This is a genomic window from Pseudomonadota bacterium, assembly GCA_026388275.1.
GTDB lineage: Bacteria > Desulfobacterota > Syntrophorhabdia > Syntrophorhabdales > Syntrophorhabdaceae > JAPLKB01.
Map to the genome: position 1 here is coordinate 676 of JAPLKB010000058.1, position 22,975 is coordinate 23,650.

Annotated in this window: 18 protein-coding genes, 2 tRNA genes and 1 riboswitch; of the genes, 10 read left to right on the forward strand and 10 right to left on the reverse strand. The window is 40.9% G+C overall.

The window, feature by feature from the left end; translation table 11 throughout:
* Positions 1–36: 36 nt before the first annotated feature.
* From NT010_13130 to NT010_13140, 3 genes are all read right to left on the reverse strand, one after another.
* Complete coding sequence (locus NT010_13130) at positions 37–366, reverse strand: four helix bundle protein (GenBank protein MCX5806981.1); 330 nt, start codon at positions 364–366, stop codon at positions 37–39.
* A 760-nt stretch (positions 367–1,126) separates the two neighbouring features.
* A complete protein-coding gene (locus NT010_13135) occupies positions 1,127–2,023 on the reverse strand; it encodes a hypothetical protein (GenBank protein ID MCX5806982.1) in 897 nt (298 codons plus the stop codon).
* Between the two features lie 80 nt (positions 2,024–2,103).
* Positions 2,104–2,203, reverse strand: a riboswitch (cyclic di-GMP riboswitch).
* Positions 2,204–2,455: 252 nt separating this feature from the next.
* The gene (locus NT010_13140) at positions 2,456–4,054 is read right to left on the reverse strand and encodes an MFS transporter (protein ID MCX5806983.1); all 1,599 of its coding nucleotides are present in this window, start codon (positions 4,052–4,054) and stop codon (positions 2,456–2,458) included.
* Positions 4,055–4,236: 182 nt separating this feature from the next.
* Between NT010_13140 and tig the strand changes: the two genes are divergently transcribed.
* The 7 genes from tig to NT010_13175 all read left to right on the forward strand — a co-directional run bounded on the left by tig (position 4,237) and on the right by NT010_13175 (position 10,664).
* Complete coding sequence (gene tig / locus NT010_13145; protein MCX5806984.1) at positions 4,237–5,514, forward strand: trigger factor; 1,278 nt, start codon at positions 4,237–4,239, stop codon at positions 5,512–5,514.
* Positions 5,511–6,095 carry an ATP-dependent Clp endopeptidase proteolytic subunit ClpP gene (gene clpP / locus NT010_13150; GenBank protein MCX5806985.1) on the forward strand — a complete coding sequence of 195 codons (585 nt, stop codon included), beginning with the start codon at positions 5,511–5,513 and terminating at the stop codon, positions 6,093–6,095. The genes tig and clpP overlap by 4 nt, the downstream gene beginning before the upstream one ends.
* A 5-nt stretch (positions 6,096–6,100) precedes the next feature.
* Positions 6,101–7,351, forward strand: a complete 1,251-nt coding sequence (clpX, locus tag NT010_13155) for an ATP-dependent Clp protease ATP-binding subunit ClpX (GenBank protein MCX5806986.1) — start codon at positions 6,101–6,103, stop codon at positions 7,349–7,351.
* Between the two features lie 143 nt (positions 7,352–7,494).
* A tRNA-Val gene (locus NT010_13160) sits at positions 7,495–7,569 on the forward strand.
* Positions 7,570–7,576: 7 nt separating this feature from the next.
* Positions 7,577–7,646: transfer RNA gene (locus NT010_13165), tRNA-Asp, on the forward strand.
* A 20-nt stretch (positions 7,647–7,666) separates the two neighbouring features.
* Positions 7,667–9,718 (forward strand): DUF1926 domain-containing protein, encoded by a 2,052-nt coding sequence (locus tag NT010_13170; GenBank protein MCX5806987.1) that lies wholly within the window; start codon positions 7,667–7,669, stop codon positions 9,716–9,718.
* 112 nt (positions 9,719–9,830) lie between these two features.
* Positions 9,831–10,664: a glycosyltransferase gene (locus NT010_13175; GenBank protein MCX5806988.1), complete on the forward strand. Its 834-nt coding sequence runs from the start codon at positions 9,831–9,833 to the stop codon at positions 10,662–10,664.
* Between the two features lie 15 nt (positions 10,665–10,679).
* On the opposite strand, the gene thiE is transcribed toward NT010_13175, so the two are convergent.
* Complete coding sequence (thiE, locus tag NT010_13180; protein ID MCX5806989.1) at positions 10,680–11,315, reverse strand: thiamine phosphate synthase; 636 nt, start codon at positions 11,313–11,315, stop codon at positions 10,680–10,682.
* Between the two features lie 8 nt (positions 11,316–11,323).
* A complete protein-coding gene (thiM, locus tag NT010_13185; GenBank protein ID MCX5806990.1) occupies positions 11,324–12,172 on the reverse strand; it encodes a hydroxyethylthiazole kinase in 849 nt (282 codons plus the stop codon).
* 732 nt (positions 12,173–12,904) lie between these two features.
* Here thiM and NT010_13190 point away from each other — a divergent pair.
* Positions 12,905–15,460, forward strand: coding sequence for a sodium-translocating pyrophosphatase (locus NT010_13190; GenBank protein MCX5806991.1), 2,556 nt, complete (start codon positions 12,905–12,907; stop codon positions 15,458–15,460).
* A 64-nt stretch (positions 15,461–15,524) separates the two neighbouring features.
* Here NT010_13190 and NT010_13195 read toward each other — a convergent pair whose 3' ends face one another.
* The 4 genes from NT010_13195 to NT010_13210 are packed head-to-tail and all read right to left on the reverse strand — an operon-like array spanning position 15,525 to position 19,757.
* A complete protein-coding gene (locus tag NT010_13195) occupies positions 15,525–16,691 on the reverse strand; it encodes an ABC transporter permease (protein ID MCX5806992.1) in 1,167 nt (388 codons plus the stop codon).
* Between the two features lies 1 nt (position 16,692).
* Positions 16,693–17,850, reverse strand: a complete 1,158-nt coding sequence (locus NT010_13200; GenBank protein MCX5806993.1) for an ABC transporter permease — start codon at positions 17,848–17,850, stop codon at positions 16,693–16,695.
* Complete coding sequence (locus NT010_13205; protein MCX5806994.1) at positions 17,850–18,539, reverse strand: ABC transporter ATP-binding protein; 690 nt, start codon at positions 18,537–18,539, stop codon at positions 17,850–17,852. Before NT010_13205 ends, NT010_13200 begins: the two co-directional genes overlap by 1 nt.
* On the reverse strand, positions 18,540–19,757 hold the full coding sequence (locus NT010_13210; GenBank protein MCX5806995.1) for an efflux RND transporter periplasmic adaptor subunit: 1,218 nt from the start codon (positions 19,755–19,757) through the stop codon (positions 18,540–18,542).
* 242 nt (positions 19,758–19,999) lie between these two features.
* Between NT010_13210 and NT010_13215 the strand changes: the two genes are divergently transcribed.
* Positions 20,000–20,980, forward strand: coding sequence for an MBL fold metallo-hydrolase (locus tag NT010_13215; protein ID MCX5806996.1), 981 nt, complete (start codon positions 20,000–20,002; stop codon positions 20,978–20,980).
* 71 nt (positions 20,981–21,051) lie between these two features.
* A complete protein-coding gene (locus tag NT010_13220; protein MCX5806997.1) occupies positions 21,052–22,038 on the forward strand; it encodes a hypothetical protein in 987 nt (328 codons plus the stop codon).
* Between the two features lie 98 nt (positions 22,039–22,136).
* Here NT010_13220 and NT010_13225 read toward each other — a convergent pair whose 3' ends face one another.
* Positions 22,137–22,970, reverse strand: coding sequence for a 50S ribosomal protein L11 methyltransferase (locus tag NT010_13225; GenBank protein ID MCX5806998.1), 834 nt, complete (start codon positions 22,968–22,970; stop codon positions 22,137–22,139).
* Positions 22,971–22,975 lie beyond the last annotated feature (5 nt).

The following is a 22,975-nucleotide window of genomic DNA, read 5'->3' on the forward strand; positions in this document are numbered from 1 at the left end:
AGTGTACGGTTTAATCCCGCTTAATGCGGGACATAGTTAAAGACATTTTATTAATCCAGTAATCATTTTATTTATTGCGTTAATATCAGCTTGAATATCCCTGTTTTTATCTTTCTTCAAAAAACCCAATTCCTCAGAAAGCAGCACCTGAGTTTCCAGCTCTGCTAATGACCCGAGTGCTATATACAAAAACTGTTTATATTCCTTATTATACCTTCTCATGAAACCTTCGGCTATGTTTGAAGTTACTGACACAGCAGATCTCCGCATCTGACTTATTATTCCGTAAGTCTCTTTTGCAGGAAAAGAATCTGTTTCTTGATAAATAACCTTTGCTAATTCCATACTAGTTTGCCATATCTTCAAATCTACTAGTTTGCCATATCTTCAAATCCTTGAAATTTTTAATCTTATCTTCCATTTTTTACTATTCACTAAATACTATTCACTGTTCACTGCTTTTTTATGATTTAACTTAAGATGCCCCGACAAAAGATGTACTTACAAAGATGTGCTTTAATTTATAAACATGTATTGTAATAGATACACTATATCAAATATTATTTTCAAGAATATTTTTACAAAAAAATACAAAATATTCAAAAACTTTTATCCGGCCTTTCCCTGTGATCCCTGTGAGAGACAAATGCATTTGTAGTTTTTCCTCAAGGCTTGGGTATTATAATAGGTATTGTCAATAGTTGCATGAAAAATTGGTTCACAGAATGAATATATACAAGCTTTTACAAAGAGAAAACAGGGGGAGGGAGAGCAACAAATTGAAGATGGAAAAATTTGCCCCCTTGTTTATTCCGGATTCACATAATCGTATATGTGAATCCGGGTTGAGTGGGTTGCGGCATGTCGGGGATGTTGCAGATGTGGATGGGCTGTGAGATTTGCAGGCCGCAGACGTACTGAACGTACGTCGGAGGATCGCAAGGCGAAGCAGAACGCCGCAGATCAATATCCCCGAACATGCCGCAGACCGACCGAGAGAAAAGAGCTAAAAATACTCAAAGAGGAGCTTGTTCGACAGGGAATTTAAAGTTGAGAAAAGGGAAGATCAGATGAACAAAAAAGGCAGGGCTGAATTGACCCTGCCTCGATGATTGATCGTTTATGATTACTTTGTGAATCTTCTCCTTATTGCTGCAATACCTGCAAGGCCGGGGGCGAGAAGCAGAAGGCCGGATGGCAGGGGCACGGGGTGGGAATCAACAAGCGTGGCATAGTAGAGCCCGCCCACATCGACACTTGTGAATGATGGGTCTAATCCTTCCGCTAATCCTCCCGGAGCAAAAGAGATCAGGAGGCGCGGGTCGCCGTTAAAATGCACACCGGTAAAGGTCATAATCGTCACGGGAGTAAGGTCACTCCACGTGCTGGTGTCGGTAGAAGCAAAGTAGCCCAACTGTAATTCCGTCTTGTCAGGGTCAGGGTCAGGTTTGTAGTTGAGTTCCAGTCCGCCCGAGGTACCCATATAACTGCCGCCGCCCTTGCCAAGGACTGACAAACCATTTGCGCTATATTCTTTCCATCCTATGATGTCTTGACCTGAGGGGTTTACGGCCCGGGAAATGAGGAAATAGGGATTGGACGCAACGCCGCCCACCCAGTCACCAATGGCCAGAGTGATTGAAGGAGGCGGATTCGTGCCCCCTGAGGCAAAATTCCCGGAATGTTCAAAGTTGAAGAAGGTCAAGCCGGCCCCGAAGTAGCCTGAAAAGGTGTTCTTTGTCACGAGCCTGGCGCGGTCATAGTTAGCGGTTCCGTATCCTTCCGCATGGAGCACATAGTTCGACGGGGAGTTCAAAATGCTTGGCCGGACGCTGAGATAGTTGGTAGTGCCGCCCGGCATCCACTTGTCAGTATCGATGTACCCTTTCCAAAAGTTGTCATATGTATTGATAGTTGCGGCAGAGGCACCCTGTCCCAGGGAGAAAAGGATGACAAAAATGATTGCAAAGGTGAGTACCCAAGCGCTCCGCGCTGTCTTAATGCTTCTCGATACGGTTTTCATTATGATATCCTCCTTAATGGAATATTATTGCTCTTTCGACTGTCGAAAAAATAGCGCTGCACCATAGCCTGCAGCACATCTTCGGCAGCCGGCTGTCTTCTCGTGAGAACGCAAAAATATCTCTACCGAGACCCTTTAGCTTTCCATCCCGTCCTCGCGGATAGTTTGGTTTTTTCATACTTACTTTAACAAAGTATGACAAATTTAATTTTTTGTATGTAGGATAAGTACGACATGTTGTGTAGGATAAGTACGACATTTATTATAATATTATGACAGGATATTTTATGCCCTTTAGATTCTTACTTCTGACGATTCTCAAGACCCATGAAAATACTTGATTTCAAAACATAATTCACGATCAAAGCTAAAAGGCCATATGCTCGAATTGTGAAAGAGGAGTTGTCCCAATAAGGACGGAAAGGGCGCATTTCAATCCGTAATGTCCTCTGCGATGAAATGTTTGACGATTTGGGGTTCAGAACCAGCATGAAAGGATCTGGCGAGATTCCATATCGCATGGTCTGATACAGTCATACGTTCATGCTGCCGCATATGCTCTCCCCATGATTCAACGATAAAGGATTCAGTATAATTTTTTGGGTTTGCTATTTCGTGAAAGAGGTTCCACTTTATTGCACCGTCTCTCCGGCGTATTGTCTTTAATGCTTTCATTGCCTGTATGAACTCCTTTGACTGTGAAGGTTCAACACAATATTCCACAATAATAAGCACCGGCCCCTCGTCGGTTTCCGGTTCATTGGAGACAGTCAGTACAGGCCAATGCTGGGATGGGGTGAGATCCAGACCTTCTCCGCTCGTGAGTTTGAACCGCAAGGTAAAAATGGCGCTGATAATAAGGCATAACGATATGATGGTGAGTGCCCAGGGTATGCCTCCTATGGTTGCCATTGATCCGCATAGAGCGCTCCCGGTTGCCATCCCTCCAAAGAAGATAAGCAGATATACAGACAAGACCCGTCCCCGTACCCAGGATGGTATTACGGATTGTACAACCGTATTGAAAACTGAAAGCAGTATCAGCCAGGTTATGCCGCCTGCTGCCATGGTTATACCGAGCAATATAAACGATTTGACATAAGCGAGTGAAATTATGGCCAGTGCAAAAATGATTTTAGCCGTCAATACAAGTAGATTCAAAGAAATTTTATTTCTCAGCAAATTTAGAAGAGCTGCACCTGAAAGTCCGCCTATACCGAAAAGCCCCATCAGAATTCCATAACCCAATGAACTCAATCCAAGGTCTTTCCGAGCTATAATCGGCAGAAATGCCCAGAGAGAACTGCTGAAAATAGAAAAGAATATAGAATGGATTAAAACAGCCCGTACCTGAGGTGCATTTCTCACATATCTTATCCCGGTCTTTATGGCGCCGATCAAACGTTCTTCGGGAAGTGTATTTTTTTTGTACTCTCTTTTCCAACCTTTCAGAACAATGATTACCCCGAGAAAAGATGCGCCGTTTAAAAGAAAAGTTGCGCCTGTGCCGATAGCTGCTATTACAATGCCGCCAAGAGTAGGGCCTGCGACTCTTGCTATATTAAATCCGGCTGACGTAAGGGTGATGGCTGAAGGCAAATCATCACGATGGACAATTTCCGGGATTATAGCTTGCCAGGCAGGGGCATTTATTGCAGCACCCAAAGAGAGAAAAAAAGTAAAGAAAAGTAAAATTAAGGGTGTTGTTAAACCAAAAACCGTTGTTATACCCAGACATACAGACACACAAAGCATCCATATCTGGGCAATAATAAGAAGGCGCCGCCTGTCAAAAATATCAGCCAGTGCGCCGGCAGGGAGGGAAAGCAAAAAAAAGGGCAAAGTAGTGGCTGTTTGAACCATAGCAACCATAAAAGGAGAGGGCGCAATTGTTGTCATAAGCCAGGAAGCTCCGACCTCATGCATCCACGTTCCTATCAGCGATACCACATTGGTAATCCAAAGCATCCTGAAAAAAGGCTGTTTGAGGGAATTCCAGACTGGTGTTGTTGAATGTCCTTTTTGTAACATGTCGGCTGCTACAGTATATCAGATTTGAATGATACTTAAGCGTATTTTATACGGCATATATTTAGAAACAAGATTGAGTTTACATCTAAGGCTGTTGCCTGAAGCTGGCGCCATGCCCCGAAATATCTTGATAATTTGGGAAGTTGTGTTTATAATACATAATCTGACAATGGAGGATTTGGATGAAAGTAGAAGTGGTAGAAATTGATCGTGTAAAGAAAAAGGTTGAGGTCGTATTTCCCGAAGAGAAGTTTGCGGAGACGAGGGAAGGGGTATATGAAGAACTGAAAAAGCATGCCAAGATAAAAGGTTTCAGACCCGGAAAGGTTCCAAAGTCAATTCTGACAACCTATTACAAGGACTATATCGATGATGAAGTAAAAAAGAGACTTTTAGAAGTTTCAATGGCAGATGCCATTTCTGAGGCAAAGATTGAACCGATTACTGAACCCATAGTGGATTTTATCGAAGAAGACGGACGTTATGGCTATACACTTGAATGTGAAGTTATGCCCGAAATAGAGATACCCGTTTATAAAGGTGTTGAGGTTGAGGTTGATGCTATTGAGGTAACGGATGAAGATGTTGAAAAAAGGTTGAATAGTTTAAGAGAAATGCATGCACAGATGTCAATAAAGGAGCCTGATGCAGTGGCACAAAAAGGCGATTTTGTTATTATTAAGTATCAGGGGTATATGAACGGGAAGCCTGTAAAAGATATCATTACTGAAGGCTACCCTATGGAACTCGGTTCTCCCCAATCAATGCCTGAGTTTGAAAACGGGGTTTTCGGTATGAAATCCGGTGAAGAGAAAGATATAAGCGTAGATTTTCCGGAGGATTACCCGAATAAGGATATTGCAAAAAAGACGATTCTATTTAAAGTGATGATAAAGGAGATTCGCGAGAAGAAACTCCCTGAGATAAACGATGAATTTGCAAAAGACATTAATTTTGAAAATATGGAAAAGGCCAGAGAAGGTTTGAGGGAAGAGATTAAAAAGGAGAAAGAGAATTCGAGGAATCAGTTTATATCACAGAGAATAATTGAGACTTTGATTAATGGTGCCGATATCCCCGTTCCGGAGAGACTTCGCGAAAAACGCATAGAGGGTATGATGAGTGATGCGTTATCACGCTTTGACGTAAATAAATTTTCTGCTGAAGATCTCCAGCAGTTTGAAAAAAATATCAGAATAGATTTTGAAAAAAAGGCTGAGGAAAGGATTAAAGCAGACTTTGTACTTTCGAAGATAGCAGAAAAAGAAGGGATAAAACTGGAAGAAAACGAAGTATACGAAAAGATGAAAAAACTTGCCGACGAAACGAAAAGGTCTTATGATGATGTGAAAAGCTTTTATGAAAAGAACGGACTTATGGGTTATGTAGAGGGCAGCATTGTACAGGAAAAGACAGTTAATTTTTTGAGAGAAAACGCTGTCATTAAGGAGAAGGTATGAACCTTGTACCAATTGTCATAGAGAAGGATGGAAGGGGTGAAAGGGCTTACGATATATATTCAAAACTCCTTAAAGAAAGGATTGTTTTTCTCGGGACAGCTATTGATGATAATGTAGCCAATATTGTTATTGCGCAGCTCCTTTACCTTGAATCTGAAGATCCTTCAAAGGACATATATCTATATATTAATTCTCCCGGCGGGCATATTACCAGCGGTCTTGCCATATATGATACGATGCAGTATGTGAAATCTCCTATTGTAACAATGTGTTTAGGCCAGGCGGCAAGTATGGGCGCAGTTCTCCTTACGGGTGGAGCAAAAGGCAAACGATATGCCCTGCCTCATTCGAGAATCCTTATTCATCAGCCGCTCGGCGGCGTGCAAGGGCAGGCGACAGATATTAACATTCAGGCAAAAGAGATTTTAAGGATGCGTGAAGAGATCAACAAGATTTTTACGGAGCACACTGATCAACCTATTGAAAAAATTGCCCTTGATACAGAAAGGGATTTTTATATGAACCCCGAGCAGGCTAAAGAATATGGTATTATTGATGAAATTGTGGAGAAAAGACGATGACAATGATTAAAAAACCTAATGGCAGGGCAATGAAATTGTACTGTTCATTTTGTGGTAAAAGTCAGGATGAAGTAAAAAAACTTATCGCAGGACCCATGGTATACATTTGTGATGAATGTATAGGATTATGCAATGAGATTATACAGGAAGAGGTAAAAAAAGAAAGATTTGATTACATAAAAACATCCATACCGAAACCGCATGAGATCAGAAAACTTCTCGATGAATATGTTATCGGACAGGATTATGCAAAAAAGACCCTTTCTGTAGCTGTATACAATCATTACAAGAGGATAGAATCCAAGCTCAGCTTTGATGAGGTTGAGATTCAGAAGAGCAACATTCTCATGATCGGACCAACGGGTTCCGGCAAAACCTTGCTGGCGCAGACACTTGCAAGGGTCCTTCATGTCCCGTTTACAATAGCAGATGCAACTACGCTTACCGAGGCCGGATATGTTGGTGAAGATGTAGAAAACATAATACTGTATCTTCTTCAGGCTGCAGATTATAATGTGGAAAAGGCAGAAAAAGGCATTGTCTATATAGACGAGATAGATAAAATTTCAAGAAAAACGGATAGTCCGTCGATAACGAGAGACGTATCGGGAGAGGGCGTTCAGCAGGCGCTTTTAAAGATTATAGAGGGTACAGTTGCGAATATACCGCCAAAGGGCGGCAGGAAACATCCTCAGCAGGAATACATTAAGGTAGATACATCAAATATACTTTTCATATGCGGCGGCGCTTTTAACGGTGTAGATTCGATTATTGCAAACAGAATCGGGAAAAAAGGAATTGGCTTTGGAGTTGATGTAGAGGGCGGACGCGATAAAAGATACTCAGAACTGATTAAGGAAATCCAGCCGGAAGACCTTTTGAAATACGGGCTTATCCCGGAGTTTATAGGAAGACTTCCTATAATAGCTACGCTTGACGAACTGACCGAAGATGTGCTTGTAGAGATTTTGAAAAGGCCGAGAAACGCTATTATTAAGCAGTATAAAAAACTTTTTGAACTGGAGAACGTAAAGCTTACTTTTACAGAGGGGGCTATCAGAGCAATCGCAAAAGAGGCCATGAAGAAAAAAACCGGCGCCAGAGGTTTGCGCTCAATCATGGAAAAGACTATGCTGGACGTAATGTATGAGATACCCGAACTCCCCAATGTTAAAGAGTGCGTTTTAAGTGAAGATGTAATTATAAACAGGGAACGTCCGATTTTCATATACGAAGAAGAGGCTGAGATAGCCTGAAAAACCGAAAATTAAAGAAATGAAATTGTGAGATATGAATTTGACAATATGTTCTATTACCTCTCATTTTTCTTTCTCATTACGGGATTTTGACTTTGAACAGTTTGACATTTAAAAATGAACCTGCTATATTAACCGAACATGGGCGGATAGCTCAGCGGGAGAGCATCGGCCTTACAAGCCGGGGGTCGCAGGTTCAAAACCTGTTCCGCCTACCATTTAAGCGGGGATGTAGTTAAGTTGGTTATAACGCCGGCCTGTCACGCCGGAGGCCGCGAGTTCGTCGTCCCCGCCATTTTATTTAAAAGGATGCACATGCATCTAATCATTTGTATTCATAATCATCAACCAGTCGGAAATATGGATTTTATCCTCGAAGAGGCTTATGAAAAGGCTTATAAACCTTTCTTCGAAGTAATGGATGAATTTACGGACATCAAAATAAACCTCCATTTTTCGGGTTACCTCTTGATGTGGTTGAATCAGAATAAACCTGATTACATCAAATTATTGAAAAGACTTGTAAAAAAAGGGCGGATTGAGATTCTTTCCGGCGGTATGTATGAGCCCATACTGTCATTCCTGTCGGAAGACGATGGGATTTCTCAAATTAAAATGCATATGGATTATGCTGAAAGTATTTTTGGAAACAGGCCGAAAGGGATGTGGCTTGCCGAAAGGGTCTATGAGCCTTATATGCCGAAAATCATAAACAAGGCCGGTATCCATTACACCCTTGTTGATGATAACCATTTCAAGTCTGTCGGTGTTGCAGATGAAGACCTCTTCGGTTATTTTATTACTGAATATGAAGGAAAGAAGCTGTTTATTTTCCCGGGGCTGGAATCCTTGAGATATACAATCCCCTTTAAACCGATTGAAGATATCGATCTATATTTCAAAGGCGTTGAGAAAAGGGGAGGGGATCTGACAGTTTTTGGAGATGACGGTGAGAAATTCGGTCTTTGGCCTGGAACATATGACCATGTTTATACTAAAGGCTGGCTCAGAACGTTTTTTGCATACCTTCAGAAAAATAAGGCATGGCTGAAAACAACTACATTCAGTAAATACATGTCTGATAATCCTCCTAAGGGACGTATATATCTAAACTGTAATTCCTATAAAGAGATGGCAGAGTGGTGCCTCCCTGCATGTCAATCCGGAAAATACGATGCCTGTATAAACTGCGCAGAAGACAACTACAGAGATTTTTTAAAGGGCGGCTATTTTAAGTATTTTCTCATAAAATACGATGAGAGCAACGATATGCACAAAAAGATGCTCGATGTTACGCAAAAAGTTGGGCAGAATGAAGAAGCCCGAAGACATGTTTTCATGGGACAGAGCAACGACAGCTACTGGCATGGAGTATTCGGCGGTCTGTACCTTCCCCATCTGCGCGCATCGGTGTACGAGCATCTTATTGAGGCTGAGAAACTGCTGGAGCTTAAAAAACCCTTTGCTGAAGGTGTATTGAAAGATATAAATATAGATGGTTATGATGAGGCAATACTTGATAATAACGATATAAAAGCCTGTTTTTTTCTTAAAGAGGGCGGTGTCATGTATGAGCTTGATTACAAGCCTTCTTCGGTAAATATAATGGCAACGCTTCAGAGAAGATACGAGGGTTATCACGATAAGATAAAAGCAGCTGTATCTGCTGATGTTGCCGATGGGACAAAGACAATTCATGATATGGTGATTGCCAAGGAAGAAGGTCTCAGTAAGTACCTCCATTATGACTGGTACAGAAGAGCTTCCTTTATTGATCATGTAATGGGAAAAGATGTTGAATTTGATAGTTTTTACAAAAGCAGCTACTTTGAACCGGGTGATTTTGTGAAGGAGCCCTATGAAGCTGTAATAAAGAAAGAAAAGAATCTTGTAAGACTTTCCATGGAAAGAAAAGGTCGTTTTCTTAAACACGGACAAGACATTGCATTAAAAATAAAGAAAGACATTATTTTAATTAAAGGCGAAAACACAATTCTTGCCGATTATATGATTGAAGGCGAATTTGATGAGACATTTTACCTGGGTATTGAGTTCAATTTTTCTTTTCTTGGAAGCGGCGGCGACAGATATGTTGAGATAGATGGAGAAAGGTTATCTCTTACGACACAGGGTGTGTTGAAACCGTCCGGACGCGCGTTATTTCATGATCCCTACCAGCATATTGATGTTTCGCTTGACTTTGATGATCCTTTTGCTGTCTGGACCCATCCGGTGGAAGTTGTTTCGCTATCCGAAAGCGGGTTCGAAAGAAATTATCAGAGCACCATGTTTATGCCTGTCTGGGGTATTAATCTCTCAGAAGGTCCGAAAAGAATAACAATAAGACTTCAATTGAATAAAGCGTGATATTTGTTTACGATCTAAGGTTCAAAGTTAGCAATTTAAAAAATTATTGCTTTAATCCTAAATCCGCAATCCGTTTTTTAAAACCCGACAAAAATAGAGAAGTTTCATAATAATGAATAATTTGGTTTCAGTAATAATCACAACCTATAACAGGCGCAGTTTTCTCAAAGAAGCAGTTTTTTCTGTTGTAAATCAGGATTATCAGAATAAGGAAATTATAGTTATTGATGACGGCTCTACGGATGAATCTGTTAAAGAGATAGACGGGTTGCCTGTAAAGTATATTTGGAAAAAGAATGGTGGAATCAGCAGTGCGAGGAATAAAGGTATTGAAGTCGCGCAGGGAGATTATATTGCTTTTCTTGATGTAGATGATTTGTGGAAGAATGGTAAACTTGCTGTGCAGATGAAACGAATGATGGAAGAGGGATTTTTAATTTCTTATACGGACGAAATTTGGATAAGGAATGGAAAAAGGATGAACCAGAAATTGAAACACAGGAAATATTCAGGCTATATTTTTGAGAAATGTCTGCCTCTCTGCATTATAAGTCCTTCGTCTGTTGTGATAAAGAGAGAAATGTTTGATAAGGTTGGTTTATTTGATGAGTCTATGCCCGTCTGTGAAGACTATGACTTATGGCTTAGAATTTCTGCACAATATCCTGTTTTATTTATTGAGCAGCCGCTGATTGTTAAAAGAGGCGGGCACGATGATCAGCTTTCGAAAAGCTATGAAGCAATGGATAAATTCAGGATTCAAAGTCTTGCCAATTTATTGAATAGCGGAATATTGGATGAAACACAGAAAATCAAGGCAGCGGAAGAACTAAAGACAAAATGTCTGATAGTCGCCAACGGCGCAAAGAAAAGGGGTAAATCAGAGGAAGCGGAACATTACCTTAGACTTGCTGACATTGATTATATGTATCCTGTTATACCGTGATGTTGAAAAAAGACCTTATTCATCCATAATATCAAGAAAAGACCTGCAGGTTTGAGGAATATTGTCTGACATGGTAATGGCAGTTACAACTGCTATGCCGTGAGCCCCTGCTTCGATAACACTGCGGCAGTTACTCAGAGTTATTCCGCCGATACCGATAACGGGCAAACGGGTAATCTCACGTATGCGGGTAATTCCTTCAAGTCCGACACAGTCTCCCAGATCTTCTTTGGTAGCAGTTGGGAAAATACCATTGACCGCTAAATAATCTGCCCCGTTTTCCTCAGCATAAACAGCTTCATCCTCGGTTTTAACGGATATTCCGATAACCGCACCAGCGCCCAGAATATTCCGGGCTTCTTTAATAGATATATCCTCCTGGCCCAGGTGAAGTCCATCTGTCCCTACAGCCATTGCCACTTCAATGGCGTCGTTGATTATCAAAAAAGCATCGTGAGCACGGGTAAGCTTCAATGCTTCCGAAGCCAGTTTAATGTAGTCCAGTATGGGCATTTTTTTTTCTCTTATCTGGATGATCTTTACTCCTCCTATAAGGGCAAGCTCTACCTGTTCAAGCACAGAATAACCCTTGTTTAAAAGAGGGTCTGTTACCAGGTATAGCCGGAAATCATGCAATAATGGTTTTTTCATAATGTTTGTTATGTTTCTTTTGGAACCGGTATTATTTTGAGACCTTCAAGTATTTTATCTTCGGAAAGGTTATAAAGCGCATCATATAAGGCCACTTGAAAGCTCCCTGGCCCTTTTGATATGCGAGCCGCTTCTTCTCCTGCAAGTCCATAATAACCGAGAGCTGCTGCTGTTGCCACAAGAGGATCCGGTTCAACTGCACAAAAACAGGAAATAGCAGTAGTTGCGGCACAGCCCGTACCGGTAACCAACCCGAACATTGGATGCCCATTGTGCACTTCTATAGCATGTTCACCGTTTGTTATAAAATCAACCTTGCCAGTGACAGCAATAACCTTATTAAGTATTTTTGCCAGATGATGTGCGCCGTCACGAACAGCATCAACTGTTTCAAGTGAATCCACTCCGCGAATTTTTATTTCTTCTTCAGGCGCTATTAAAGACATTATCTCGGACGCATTACCCCTGATGACAGTTACAGGTATCTCTGCAATAATTCTTTTAACGGCTTCGGTTCTCATTGAGGTTGCTCCCGAACCTACAGGATCCAATATAATCGGGATGCCTCTTCTCCCCGCGGTTTTTCCTGCTATAAGCATTGAATCTATCCAGTACGGTGTTAAAGTACCTATATTCAGGTTAAGTGCGCCGGCAAAGGCAGACATTGCTTCCATTTCTTCATGGGCATGAGCCATAACAGGTGAGGCGCCTATTGCAAGCGTCACATTGGCTGTACTGTTCATGACGACAAAATTGGTTATATGATGAATCAAAGGATGTTTTATTCTGATATCATTCAGTATTTTGACAGTTCTTTTTGAAAATTTATGCTCATTCAGTGAAATATATTCGTTCATAATGTTGTCTCCTCGGCTGCTTTTTCTTTTGTCTTTGTAATCAGGAACAGGGCCCTTTTTTCAACTGGTTTAAAATCTGATTATGTCCATTTTTCTTTGCTATATATTGCATCTTGCCGGCAAGCTTAAGCAGGTCTGAAGCCTGCTGGCCCTCTGTGGGTCTCCTTGAAAGAACTCTATTATCTTAAGATGCTGACGCTTTGGTTCCAGTTCTTGAATTAACTGCTCCCTTGTCTTTTCTTGATCTTCTATAAGCGTGTCCTTAAGAGAAACTATGTATGGAATGTTTGTGTATTCATTCCACCTGGTTATTCATTTGTTGAAATCTTACCATATAATCAGTATGAAGAAAAGCTTGTGAAGTACGGCACTTACTTTAAATTGCTATTTCCGGGGTTTACACTTGTCTTTCAAAGAGTTAGCGGAGGCGGACCACCCTTTCCCAACGGCAAAACTGTCTGGAATTTCGCAGGATTATTAATGTTTATCATTTTTACTTATAATAGATAATAAAATATTAAATTTTTGTTTGACATGCAAAAATGATTGAGTTATATTTCACAAATGGAAGATTGGTTTACTGTCAAGGAGAAGATTAAATTATAATTCAGAAGTAAATGAGAAAGTTGATATCATGATATTTGAGTACTAATGAAGAACATTGTCAATGCTGGTTTAATAAAATAACGTCATTGACAAATATTTTATTCAATTTACAGGAGGATGTATACAATGATGAATCTACAGAACCTCTTTAAGAAATTTTCTAAAACATCCAGGCGTAATTATCTTATAGCAATGATGTTTTTCTTCGCAGGAGCATATCTTTTCTTACCTGGAACCTCTTTTACTCAGGCAGAAGCGACTGCATCTCATGAATCGGTTTTCAAACTGTTTTCGCTTTTCAGCGACCCCCGCTTCAAACCTATTGAAATTTACGGGCTTCTTGCTGTCCTTTGTATCGCTATTGCAGGTTTGTTATATGCTGCCATGCTTGTTAAACAAGTAAGGAGAGCAGACCAGGGCACAAAGCAAATGCAGGATATTGCCTCTGCAGTCCGTGAAGGTGCAAATGCCTATCTCAGAGCACAGTTTAAAAAGATCGGACCATTAATCATCATTATTACCATTTTGTTATTTTTAACTTACACCGGTACAGTAGATCTATTTCGTTGGGGTCGTGCCGGCGCATTTTTTATCGGTGCACTGTTCAGTGGATTGGTTGGTTTTGTCGGTATGCGTCTGGCAACAGAAGGCAACCTCCGTGTTGCAGCAGCGGCAAAGCACAGTTATGGAGAGGCCCTTCAACTTGGATATAGAACAGGAACCATAACGGGCATGCTCACAGATGGACTGGGTCTCCTTGGTGGAACCATGATTTTCATAATGTACGGTGAACAGGCATACGAAGCCCTCCTGGGATTCGGATTCGGCGGTACGCTCCTTGCTTTGTTCATGAGAGTCGGCGGTGGTATTTATACAAAGGCCGCAGATGTCGGCGCTGATCTTGTCGGAAAGATCGAAAAGGATATTCCTGAAGATGATCCGCGTAATGCCGCAACTATTGCCGACAACGTCGGCGACAACGTAGGCGACTGTGCCGGTATGGCAGCAGACATTTTCGAAAGCTATGAAGTAACTATTGTTGCTGCAATGATCCTTGGTATGGCAACTTTTGGTCATAAGGGTGTTATCTTCCCGCTTCTTGTTCGCGGTATCGGCGTGCTCGGCTCCATTATCAGTACCTATACTGTTAAGGCAGGTGCTGACGATACATCAGATACGGCATTGAAAAGCGTTCATCGTGGATTCTGGATCGGTTCTGTAATTAGTATAATTGGGTTTGTCCTTATCGGATATTTTTATTTAAATTTTGACGCTGTCTATCTTACCGGTAACCCGACGGCATTAGCAGGCTTTCCGGGTGGCGATCCTTCTAAACTTGGATGGCTTGCAAATTTCGGCATTGCCGGATTGGATATGCGTCCGGCAATTACATGCCTCATTGGTATTTTTCTTGCTGTTGGATTGAATAAAGTTACCAGCTATTATACACACACAAGTTATTCACCGGTAAAGAGTCTGGCAAAAGCCTGCCAAACCGGACATGCGACAAACATCATTCAGGGGTTTGCAGTAGGATATGAGAGCACTGTCGCAGCCGTTGGCGTCATAGCTGTTGCAATCTTCCTTTCAGTCCTGACCTATGCCGGGACACCTCCTCTCTTTATTGCTTATGGTGTTGCAATGACTGGTATCGGTATGTTGACCCTGACAGGCAATACTATTTCTATGGATGTATTCGGCCCTGTAGCAGACAATGCCAATGGTATCGGCGAAATGGGGTACAATAAGGAAGAGATGGAGAAAGAGAGACCGGGCAGCTACAAACGTGCCCGTCAGATACTTGCCGATCTCGATGCTGTCGGGAATACTACAAAAGCTGAAACAAAGGGTATTGCAATAGGTTCTGCAGTTATCGCAGCAGTCTCATTGTTTGCAAGCTTTATCGCCGTCATAGCAGTTGGCAGCGAAGAAAAAATTCACTTAATGACTGTGTCGCAGTATGTTATTGAAGCTGGAAAGATCACTGTTGCAGATCCTACGGTTTTTATCGGATTCCTCCTTGGCGGGGCAGTTCCATTCCTCTTCAGCGGAATGTTGATCCGCGCTGTAGGACGCGCTGCATACTGGATTGTCAAAGAATGCCGTATTCAATTCCATGATCCTGATATATGGAATGGCACCAAAAAACCTGATTATGGTCGTGTAGTAGATATTTGTACACAGACTGCACAGAAAGAATTAATCGGCCCGGGTCTGCTTGCCATCGTGACGCCTTTGCTGGTAGGATTCCTGCTCGGCCCATATGCACTTGGCGGATTTTTAGCAGGCATGATCCTTGTTGGCCAGTTGCTTGCAGTTTTTATGGCAAATGCAGGCGGCGCATGGGATAATGCCAAGAAGATGATTGAAGACGGCATATACGGCGGCAAGGGTTCAGAAGCTCACAAAGCAGCTGTCACAGGCGACACTGTCGGTGATCCGTTAAAAGATACAGCAGGTCCTGCGATCAACCCATTGATAAAGGTTATGAACATGGTCAGCTTGTTGACGCTTGGGTTGGTCCTTAAATATAACCTGATTGCCCCGCGGGTAGCACAGGAACAACTCGGTACATCGCGTATTGTCAGTGTTATTGTTATTGTTGTGTGTGTGGCTGCTTTATGCTGGGCCATCTATCAGAGCAAACGCGATACCGGCGAATTGGTTGAGACGGAAGAATAATATTATATAGAACTCAAAAAAATAAAGCCCGGTAGGTTTATATCTGCCGGGCTTTATTTTTTAGTCAGGCTTGTCGTAATGCATCAACGATATTCATCCGCGATGCTCTCAAGGCAGGAAGAACGCCGCCTACAAAACCCATAATTAATGAAAATATGAGCGATTTGAAGGCAATATTAATGTTGAGAGAAAAAGAAAAGGCAAGTTCGGAAAATGTCTGGAAGTTCATGGTAGATATGGTAAAAAACTGTAGAAATGAAGCAAAAAATAATCCTGCAATTCCTCCTGCAAGGCTGAGAAGCAATGATTCCAAAAGAAAGGCGCCCATAATGCTCCTCCTTTGAAAACCCAGGGCGCGCATTGTGCCGATTTCTGCAACCCTGCTTGCTACAGATGCATACATGGTAATCATGGCGCCGATGACTGCCCCGAGGGAAAATATTATCGTCAATGACATTCCAAGAATACGTAGGAATTTTGCCATCATTTCCGACTGATCGGCATAATATTTTGTTTCTCTTTTAACTTCATGATTCATACGGGGGTCTTTTTCAATACGTTCTTTCAATTTTCCAAATTCGGAAGACTCTTTTAATTTAAATAAAAGAGATGAATAAACCGGCCTTCGAAAGGCCTGCATAAGCTGATCATTATCGCCCCATATTTCGGAATTGTAACCTGTATTACCTGCATCAAATATGCCTACAATATTCCAGTCACGCATACCGAATCTAAGCGTCATGCCAATATCGACCCCCTTAAACCTTTTTACCACACTTCTACCTGCTGCAACTTCGGAAGAACCCTGTTTCGGCATACGTCCGTCTATAAGTTTTACCTGTGGACGTAGTTTTAGCGAGGCATTTCCTATACCCCTTATTGTTACATTTGATTGTTTGTTGTCGCCTTTTTTAGGGAGTGTTATGAGAATGTTTAATTCTTTCGCAAAAAGCGGTTTTCCGTCAATTCCGATTGCAACCTGAGGATCTGATTCGACAATAGAGGCTTGTGAACGGGAAACCCAGCTCATTAACTCAGCACCAGATCCCTTGCGGATTACCATACCGTTATCATAAGAGCCGGTGTCTATAAGTGTTTTTTCAAGACCATGGGCCATCATCAAAATTGTTGTAAAAACGAATACTACAAGAGCCATACCCGATGCAGTCAAAACGGTAGTTATCTTACGGGTCAGGAGATTTTTTATACTGTACGATAAAGGAATAAACAACTTAACCGATCCTCCGCAAGCCGTCTGCGATAGGGATTTTTATGCTGTGATATGTAGGGATAATTGCTGCAAGTATACCGACAAGTATAGAGAATACAATATCCATAAGTATTGTATCTGCAGTAACATTAAAAGTAGGGAAATAAGAACCCACAGTATTTGCAAAGGCCTTGGCAGATGGGAATGTAAAGATGATGCCCATTGTACATCCCATCATGGTTATGATAAGTGATTCGCCAAAGATTAATCCTGCTATGCGCCATCCTCCGAATCCAAGTGTCTTGAATACCGAATATTCACCGATGCGTTCACGGGCTGTCATGTTGATGGTATTTGCAACTACGGCAAGTATAATGAAAATAACTATGTAGGTCACCAGTCTCAAAGCGGTAATAATAGCATCAGACATGGAGACAAAACCCAACTGAAAAGCCTTTTCCGTTTCTGTCAGCGTTTCAGCAAGGGAATTGTGAAAGGTTTTGTCGATCCTTAATGCAACATCAGCAACAATGTCAGGGCTTGTAACTTCCATCATATAATAACCTACGTGGTCGGCCCTGGTAGGTGATGTCTTTTTAAGGGCCTCATTCAGATAATTGAAATGAAAGAAAAACTGGCTCTCATCGGTATTTTTATCCTGTCCCCTATAGATGCCGCGCAAAACAAATTCCCAATTTCCGGGATATATGGTTCCCTTCAGTGTCACTATATCACCTATTTTCCAGCCGAATCTCTTTACGAGTTTTGCTCCTGCAGCACATGATTTCTTATCACGAAGAAAGGCCGCTTTTTCGTCAGGTTGCAGTATATACTCAGGGTATAACTCAAGGAAGCTTTTTGCCTCAACGGCAAAATTTGCAAAGAAATTTTTTTCCTCAATATAAAATCCGCCAAACCAGGTTCCATATGATACAATTTTTACCCCTTCGATCTGACGGATCTTTTCTGTATAAGAGATCGGAAGTGTTAGCACCATTGATACGGCATGTCTTGTAACAAGCCTGATTACAGACGATGCCTGAACCCCGGCATACCAAGCGTCAATGACCGTTCGCAAAAGACCGAAGGCTAAAATAGCAATAGCAACACTCAAAATAGTGAGGCATGTCCGAAGTTTGTGACGGAAGGTGTTTTTAATGAGCAGCTTGATTATATACATTATAGATTACTGTTAAAAATACCCTTGTCGAGATGTCTTAATACACGTGCTTTTCCTGCTGCACGGGGGTCGTGTGTTACTAAAATGATTGTTTTGCCCGATTCAATATTAAGGCGCTCCATTAGTGCCATGATTTCTTCTGCTGATGTACGATCCAGATCTCCCGTCGGCTCATCAGCTACAAGTATCGTCGGGTCAGTTACAATAGCTCTTGCAATCGCTACACGTTGCTGTTGTCCACCGGAAAGCTGGCCTGGATAGTGATCCATGCGGTCGGCAAGGTTTACTACATTGAGCGCAATCTTGACGTGTTCTTTGCGCTCTTTTTTTGAAAGATTGGTCAAAAGTAGCGGAAGTTCCACATTGTCGAAAGCGGTAAGAACAGGAATAAGATTGTAGAACTGGAACACAAAACCGACGTTGACCCCGCGCCATCCGGCAAGTTCAGTCTCGGACAATGTGGTAATATCAACGCCGCCTACCCGGATTATGCCGCTATCAACTTTGTCAATGCCTGCAATAAGGTTTAAAAGTGTTGTCTTGCCTGAGCCTGATGGTCCCATGAGAGCAAGAAAGTCACCTTTATATATATTAAAAGTAATATTGCTCAATACCGGTATGATCTGATTTCCGCGGTTGTAAGATTTATTGAGGTTGATTACCTCTACAATAGGAACCGAATTATTCATTTATCGCTCTATAACCTTTATTTTTGATCCATTCCTAAGTTTATTTGAAGGGGTTGTCACTATTTTATCTCCTGCATTTATCCCGTTTGTTATCTCAATCATTTCGCCAAAGGTTCTACCGGTAGTCACAGGTGTTTGTGTAACACTATTTCCTTTAACGAGGAAAACCATTTTTTTGCCGCTAAGTTCAACAATGGCCTTATTCCCGATAAGTGTTCTCGGTTTTTCATCAGCTTCACTTACAGATTTTGAGAGGAAGGCTACCTTTGCGCTCATTTCAGGAAGTATGCGGATGTCTTTGCCAATAAAACGAACCTTTACCATTACTGTTGCTTTGCTTCTGTCAGCAGTAGGGACGATCATGTGTATAATCCCGCGAAACCTTGAATCAGGAAAAGCATCGAGTTGGATTTCACAAGGCTGTCCTACCCTGATTTTCTCAAGATTAGACTCGGAAACATCAGCCTCTACCTGCAGTGAATCCATATCAGCTATTGTTACAACAGCAGCCTTTGCATTTGCGGCTGCTCCCAGAGGGGTTATAATATCACCTATATCGGCATTTTTTGTCAGCACGATGGCGTCAAAAGGGGCACGTATCGTGGCATACCCTAATGTTACACGGGTATTTTCGAGCGCTGCAGCATATGATTTTACCGATGCTTCCCCGCCGGTAACTGCCGCCGCAGCTTTTTTGTAACGAGCTTCTGCTGAATCATAGGATGCTTTTGTAGTAAATTCTTTCTCCAGAAGGTTCTTTTCCCTAGTAAAATTGATGCCTGCATCTTTTAATTCTGCCTTGTACTGCTCAAGGTTTGACCGTGCAGCTTCAAGATTGGCAGCAGCCTGCTTCTCAAGAGCAACAATGTCATCATTTTCAAGCTTTGCAATGACCTCTCCCTTTTTGACCTTACTTCCTTCCTCTACGTGAAGGGATAAAATCTTGCCGGTTATTTTGGATGCTACCGCAGCCTTACGTTGTGGCACAACATAACCACTGGCATTTAACAGGGCAAAGGTCTGAGCAGGGTAGACTTGCGATACAGTTGCAATATCAACCTGAACAGCGAAGGTGAATACCCCTTTTATATAGAGGAGCATGATTATTAAAATAAGAAATATTGCCGATATCCAATAGAACAATTTTTTACTTGATCCTTGCCGTATCGTTGTCTTAGATTTGTCTATCTTAAGTTTTGAAAGATCTTCATCAGCCATTTATTGACTCCTTATGTACTTTTCTACTACTTTTCCTGAAAAAAATCATGCCGTACTGTCAAGGAATGCATTGAGATTCCGTCCTCATTTGCTTTTTTTCGCTCAATCCTGATAAATAAGGTATTATATTGTTGTATATTTGTAGCATTTTGTTTATTAATTATAGATAATTTACATTATTTAGATTGATGGTAACAACGAAAAAGGGAGAGGTTTACCAATATTCTTCATTGGAGGGGTGAGTGAAGGTATATTTCTGGGGGACACGGGGTTCATTGCCTGCTTCTTACACATCTGAAATAATAAGGAAAAAAATATTTAATATTATCAAGGCATCGCAAGGCCTAAGGCTTTGTAGTGATGAGGATATTGAGAAATTTATTTGCAACGATCCTATAAACAGAAACCTTAATTTCTCTGCAACCGGTAGTTATGGCAGCAATACCTCATGCATGGAAATAGACGGAGGCGACGATTATATCATCTGTGATGCCGGAACCGGGTTAAGAGACTTTGGAAACGATGTTATGAAATCTGCTGCTAAAGGACCCCAGGAAAAGTCTAATGTATTCCACATTTTCATATCTCATCTCCATTGGGATCATATACAGGGGTTCCCTTTTTTCGTACCCGCCTTTATCCCGGGGAACCAGGTGCATATATATGGATTTCATAAAGAACTGGAACATGCCTTTATAACCCAGCAGGAATATCCATTTTTCCCTATACCTCTTAAATCATTGAGCGCAGATATAAGATTTAACATGCTGGAAGAAAATAAAGAATATAAGATAGCCGGCTTTACCGTTAAAGGTATCAAACAGAACCATCCCGGGGATTCTTATGGATACAGGTTTGAAAAAGATGGCAAAAGTATCGTGTACTCAACTGATTCGGAACATAAAGAGAATGCTTGCGACGAGGAATACAGTTTTAGAAATTTCTTCAAAAATGCCGATCTTCTTGTTTTTGATGCTCAATATTCCTTTGCCGATGCGACTTCTGCAAAGGAAAACTGGGGTCATTCAAATAATATTGTAGCTGTGGAGCTAAGCGTAAAGGCCGGTGTGAAACATCTGTGTATCTATCATAACGAGCCTACCTTCGATGATGAAGGTTTGGATGATTTTTTGGAGAATACAAGGCGGTATTTAAAAATTTATTCAGAAACATCTCAACTCACGATAGATATTGCTTATGACGGTATGCAGATTGGTTTATAGAAAAAATTTGTAATCTGCTTTACATAGTAGCTTTCCTGTGTTAAAAATTCCAAAAAGTCCTAAGGTGGAAAATGATTACAGGAATAGGAAGTTTCCCTTTTACAGACATAGACGAGGCCATTGATGTAATATTTTCTGTTTGTCCGGAAATACCTTTTTGGCCGCAGTTGCCTAAAAGATCTAATAGAGAAAATATGTACACAACTTTTCTTGAGGCAGTGCCATGCATTGTTCTTGATGATATTAACGGCACAGTTTTTATGAATACGGAAGAGACAAAAGGTATAGAACAATTCTATGAAGATTACTATAGCGGAAATTTAGGGGTTTTCTCGCTTTCTAAGAAGGTGGCTCCAGGTTTTTACAAATTTTTAGAGAGACTTAAAGATATAAAGGAAAATGTTTGTTTTATTAAAGGTCAATTAACAGGACCTTTCAGCATGGGACTTGGTTTAAAGGATGAAAACGGCAAACCTATAATATACAATCATAGTTTTTTCGATATTATTAAAAAAGCCCTGAACATGAAGGCAAAATGGATGGTTAATGCCTTTAAAACAATGTATCCCGAAAAGGATGTGATTATTTTTTTTGATGAGCCCTACATGGTTTCATTTGGTTCAGCCTACGTGTCCATATCAAAGGAAGAGACAATTTCCCTACTGAATGAAACATTGGAAGGAATAGATGCAAAAACAGGTGTCCATTGCTGCGGGAATACAGACTGGTCGGTACTATTTGGTGCTAATGTCGATATTGTAAACTATGATGCCTATAACTTTTTGGAGACAATATTTTTTTTCAAAGAAGATCTGTCAAAGTTTCTGAAAAGAGGCGGATGGATATCTCCTGGTTTTATTCCTTCATCTGAGGAAGTGTTAAATATATCAAAAGACGATATTATAAAACTTATGGACAGGTTTGCAGAGTTTATGATGAATCTTGACCTGAAGTCTGAAAGCAAGAACTGGCTTTTAACAACAAGCTGTGGACTTGGCAGCCTAAATATCCCTGAAGCCAAAAGGGCAATGGAACTGCTTAAGGAGATTTCATCTTAAAAAACTGTTTTATAGGCGATAAAAAACACTATCGTAAACCAGACAAATCTGCTCTTCAATATTTACTACCTTCAAAATTTATATACTACATTCTCAAATTATACGTTACGCCCGAACACAAATCCGCACCAGGCATTTTTCTTTTCTGTTTGTGTGAGTAAAAAAGGATGAAAAAGAGGAACCAGCTTTTTTCTTTCCTTCCACAATATGCCGGAGACGATGATGTACCCATATCTTTTCACGAATTCTTTTATCTTTTCCGAGTAACTGGTGAATGTCCTGATATCAAGGTTTGCCAATACAATATCATATCTTCCTGAAACATGCTGGAGATCTGTACAGGCGAGGGATATTTTTTCCGTATTGTTGAGAGCGACGTTCTTTTTTGCAGAAAAAACCGTATCAGCATCATTATCAATTGAAGTGACTTTCCTTGCTCCGAGAAGGACAGCATTTATAGAAAGTATTCCTGAGCCACACCCGAGATCAAGAACTGTTTTGTCCTCCATGTTAATATGCTCCATAAGTTTCATCATTATTCTTGTTGATTCGTGCCTGCCAGTTCCAAAAGCCATTCCCGGATCAATGATGATCGATCTTCTATTTGTATTCTGTTTGTTCCAGGGAGCAAAGATAGTTATGTCGCCAATTTTTATTGGCCGAAAATATTTTTTTGTCAGCCCGGCATAGTCCTGTTGTTCTTCTTTTTTAATATCGGTTTTCTTAATATTAATTTTCAGCTTTTTGAGATATTCAAGGTATATTTCAATGTCTTCAGGATAGGATTTTATTACAATATCGTTGCCGTTTTCTTCAATCCATGTTCCGGAATTTGATAAAAGACTGTATATTTCTTCAGTAAACAGTTCTTCTGTTCCTTTTTCTGTCAGGATGTCTACACGTGTTTTAAATGTTTTTTGTGTTTGTTTCACAAATA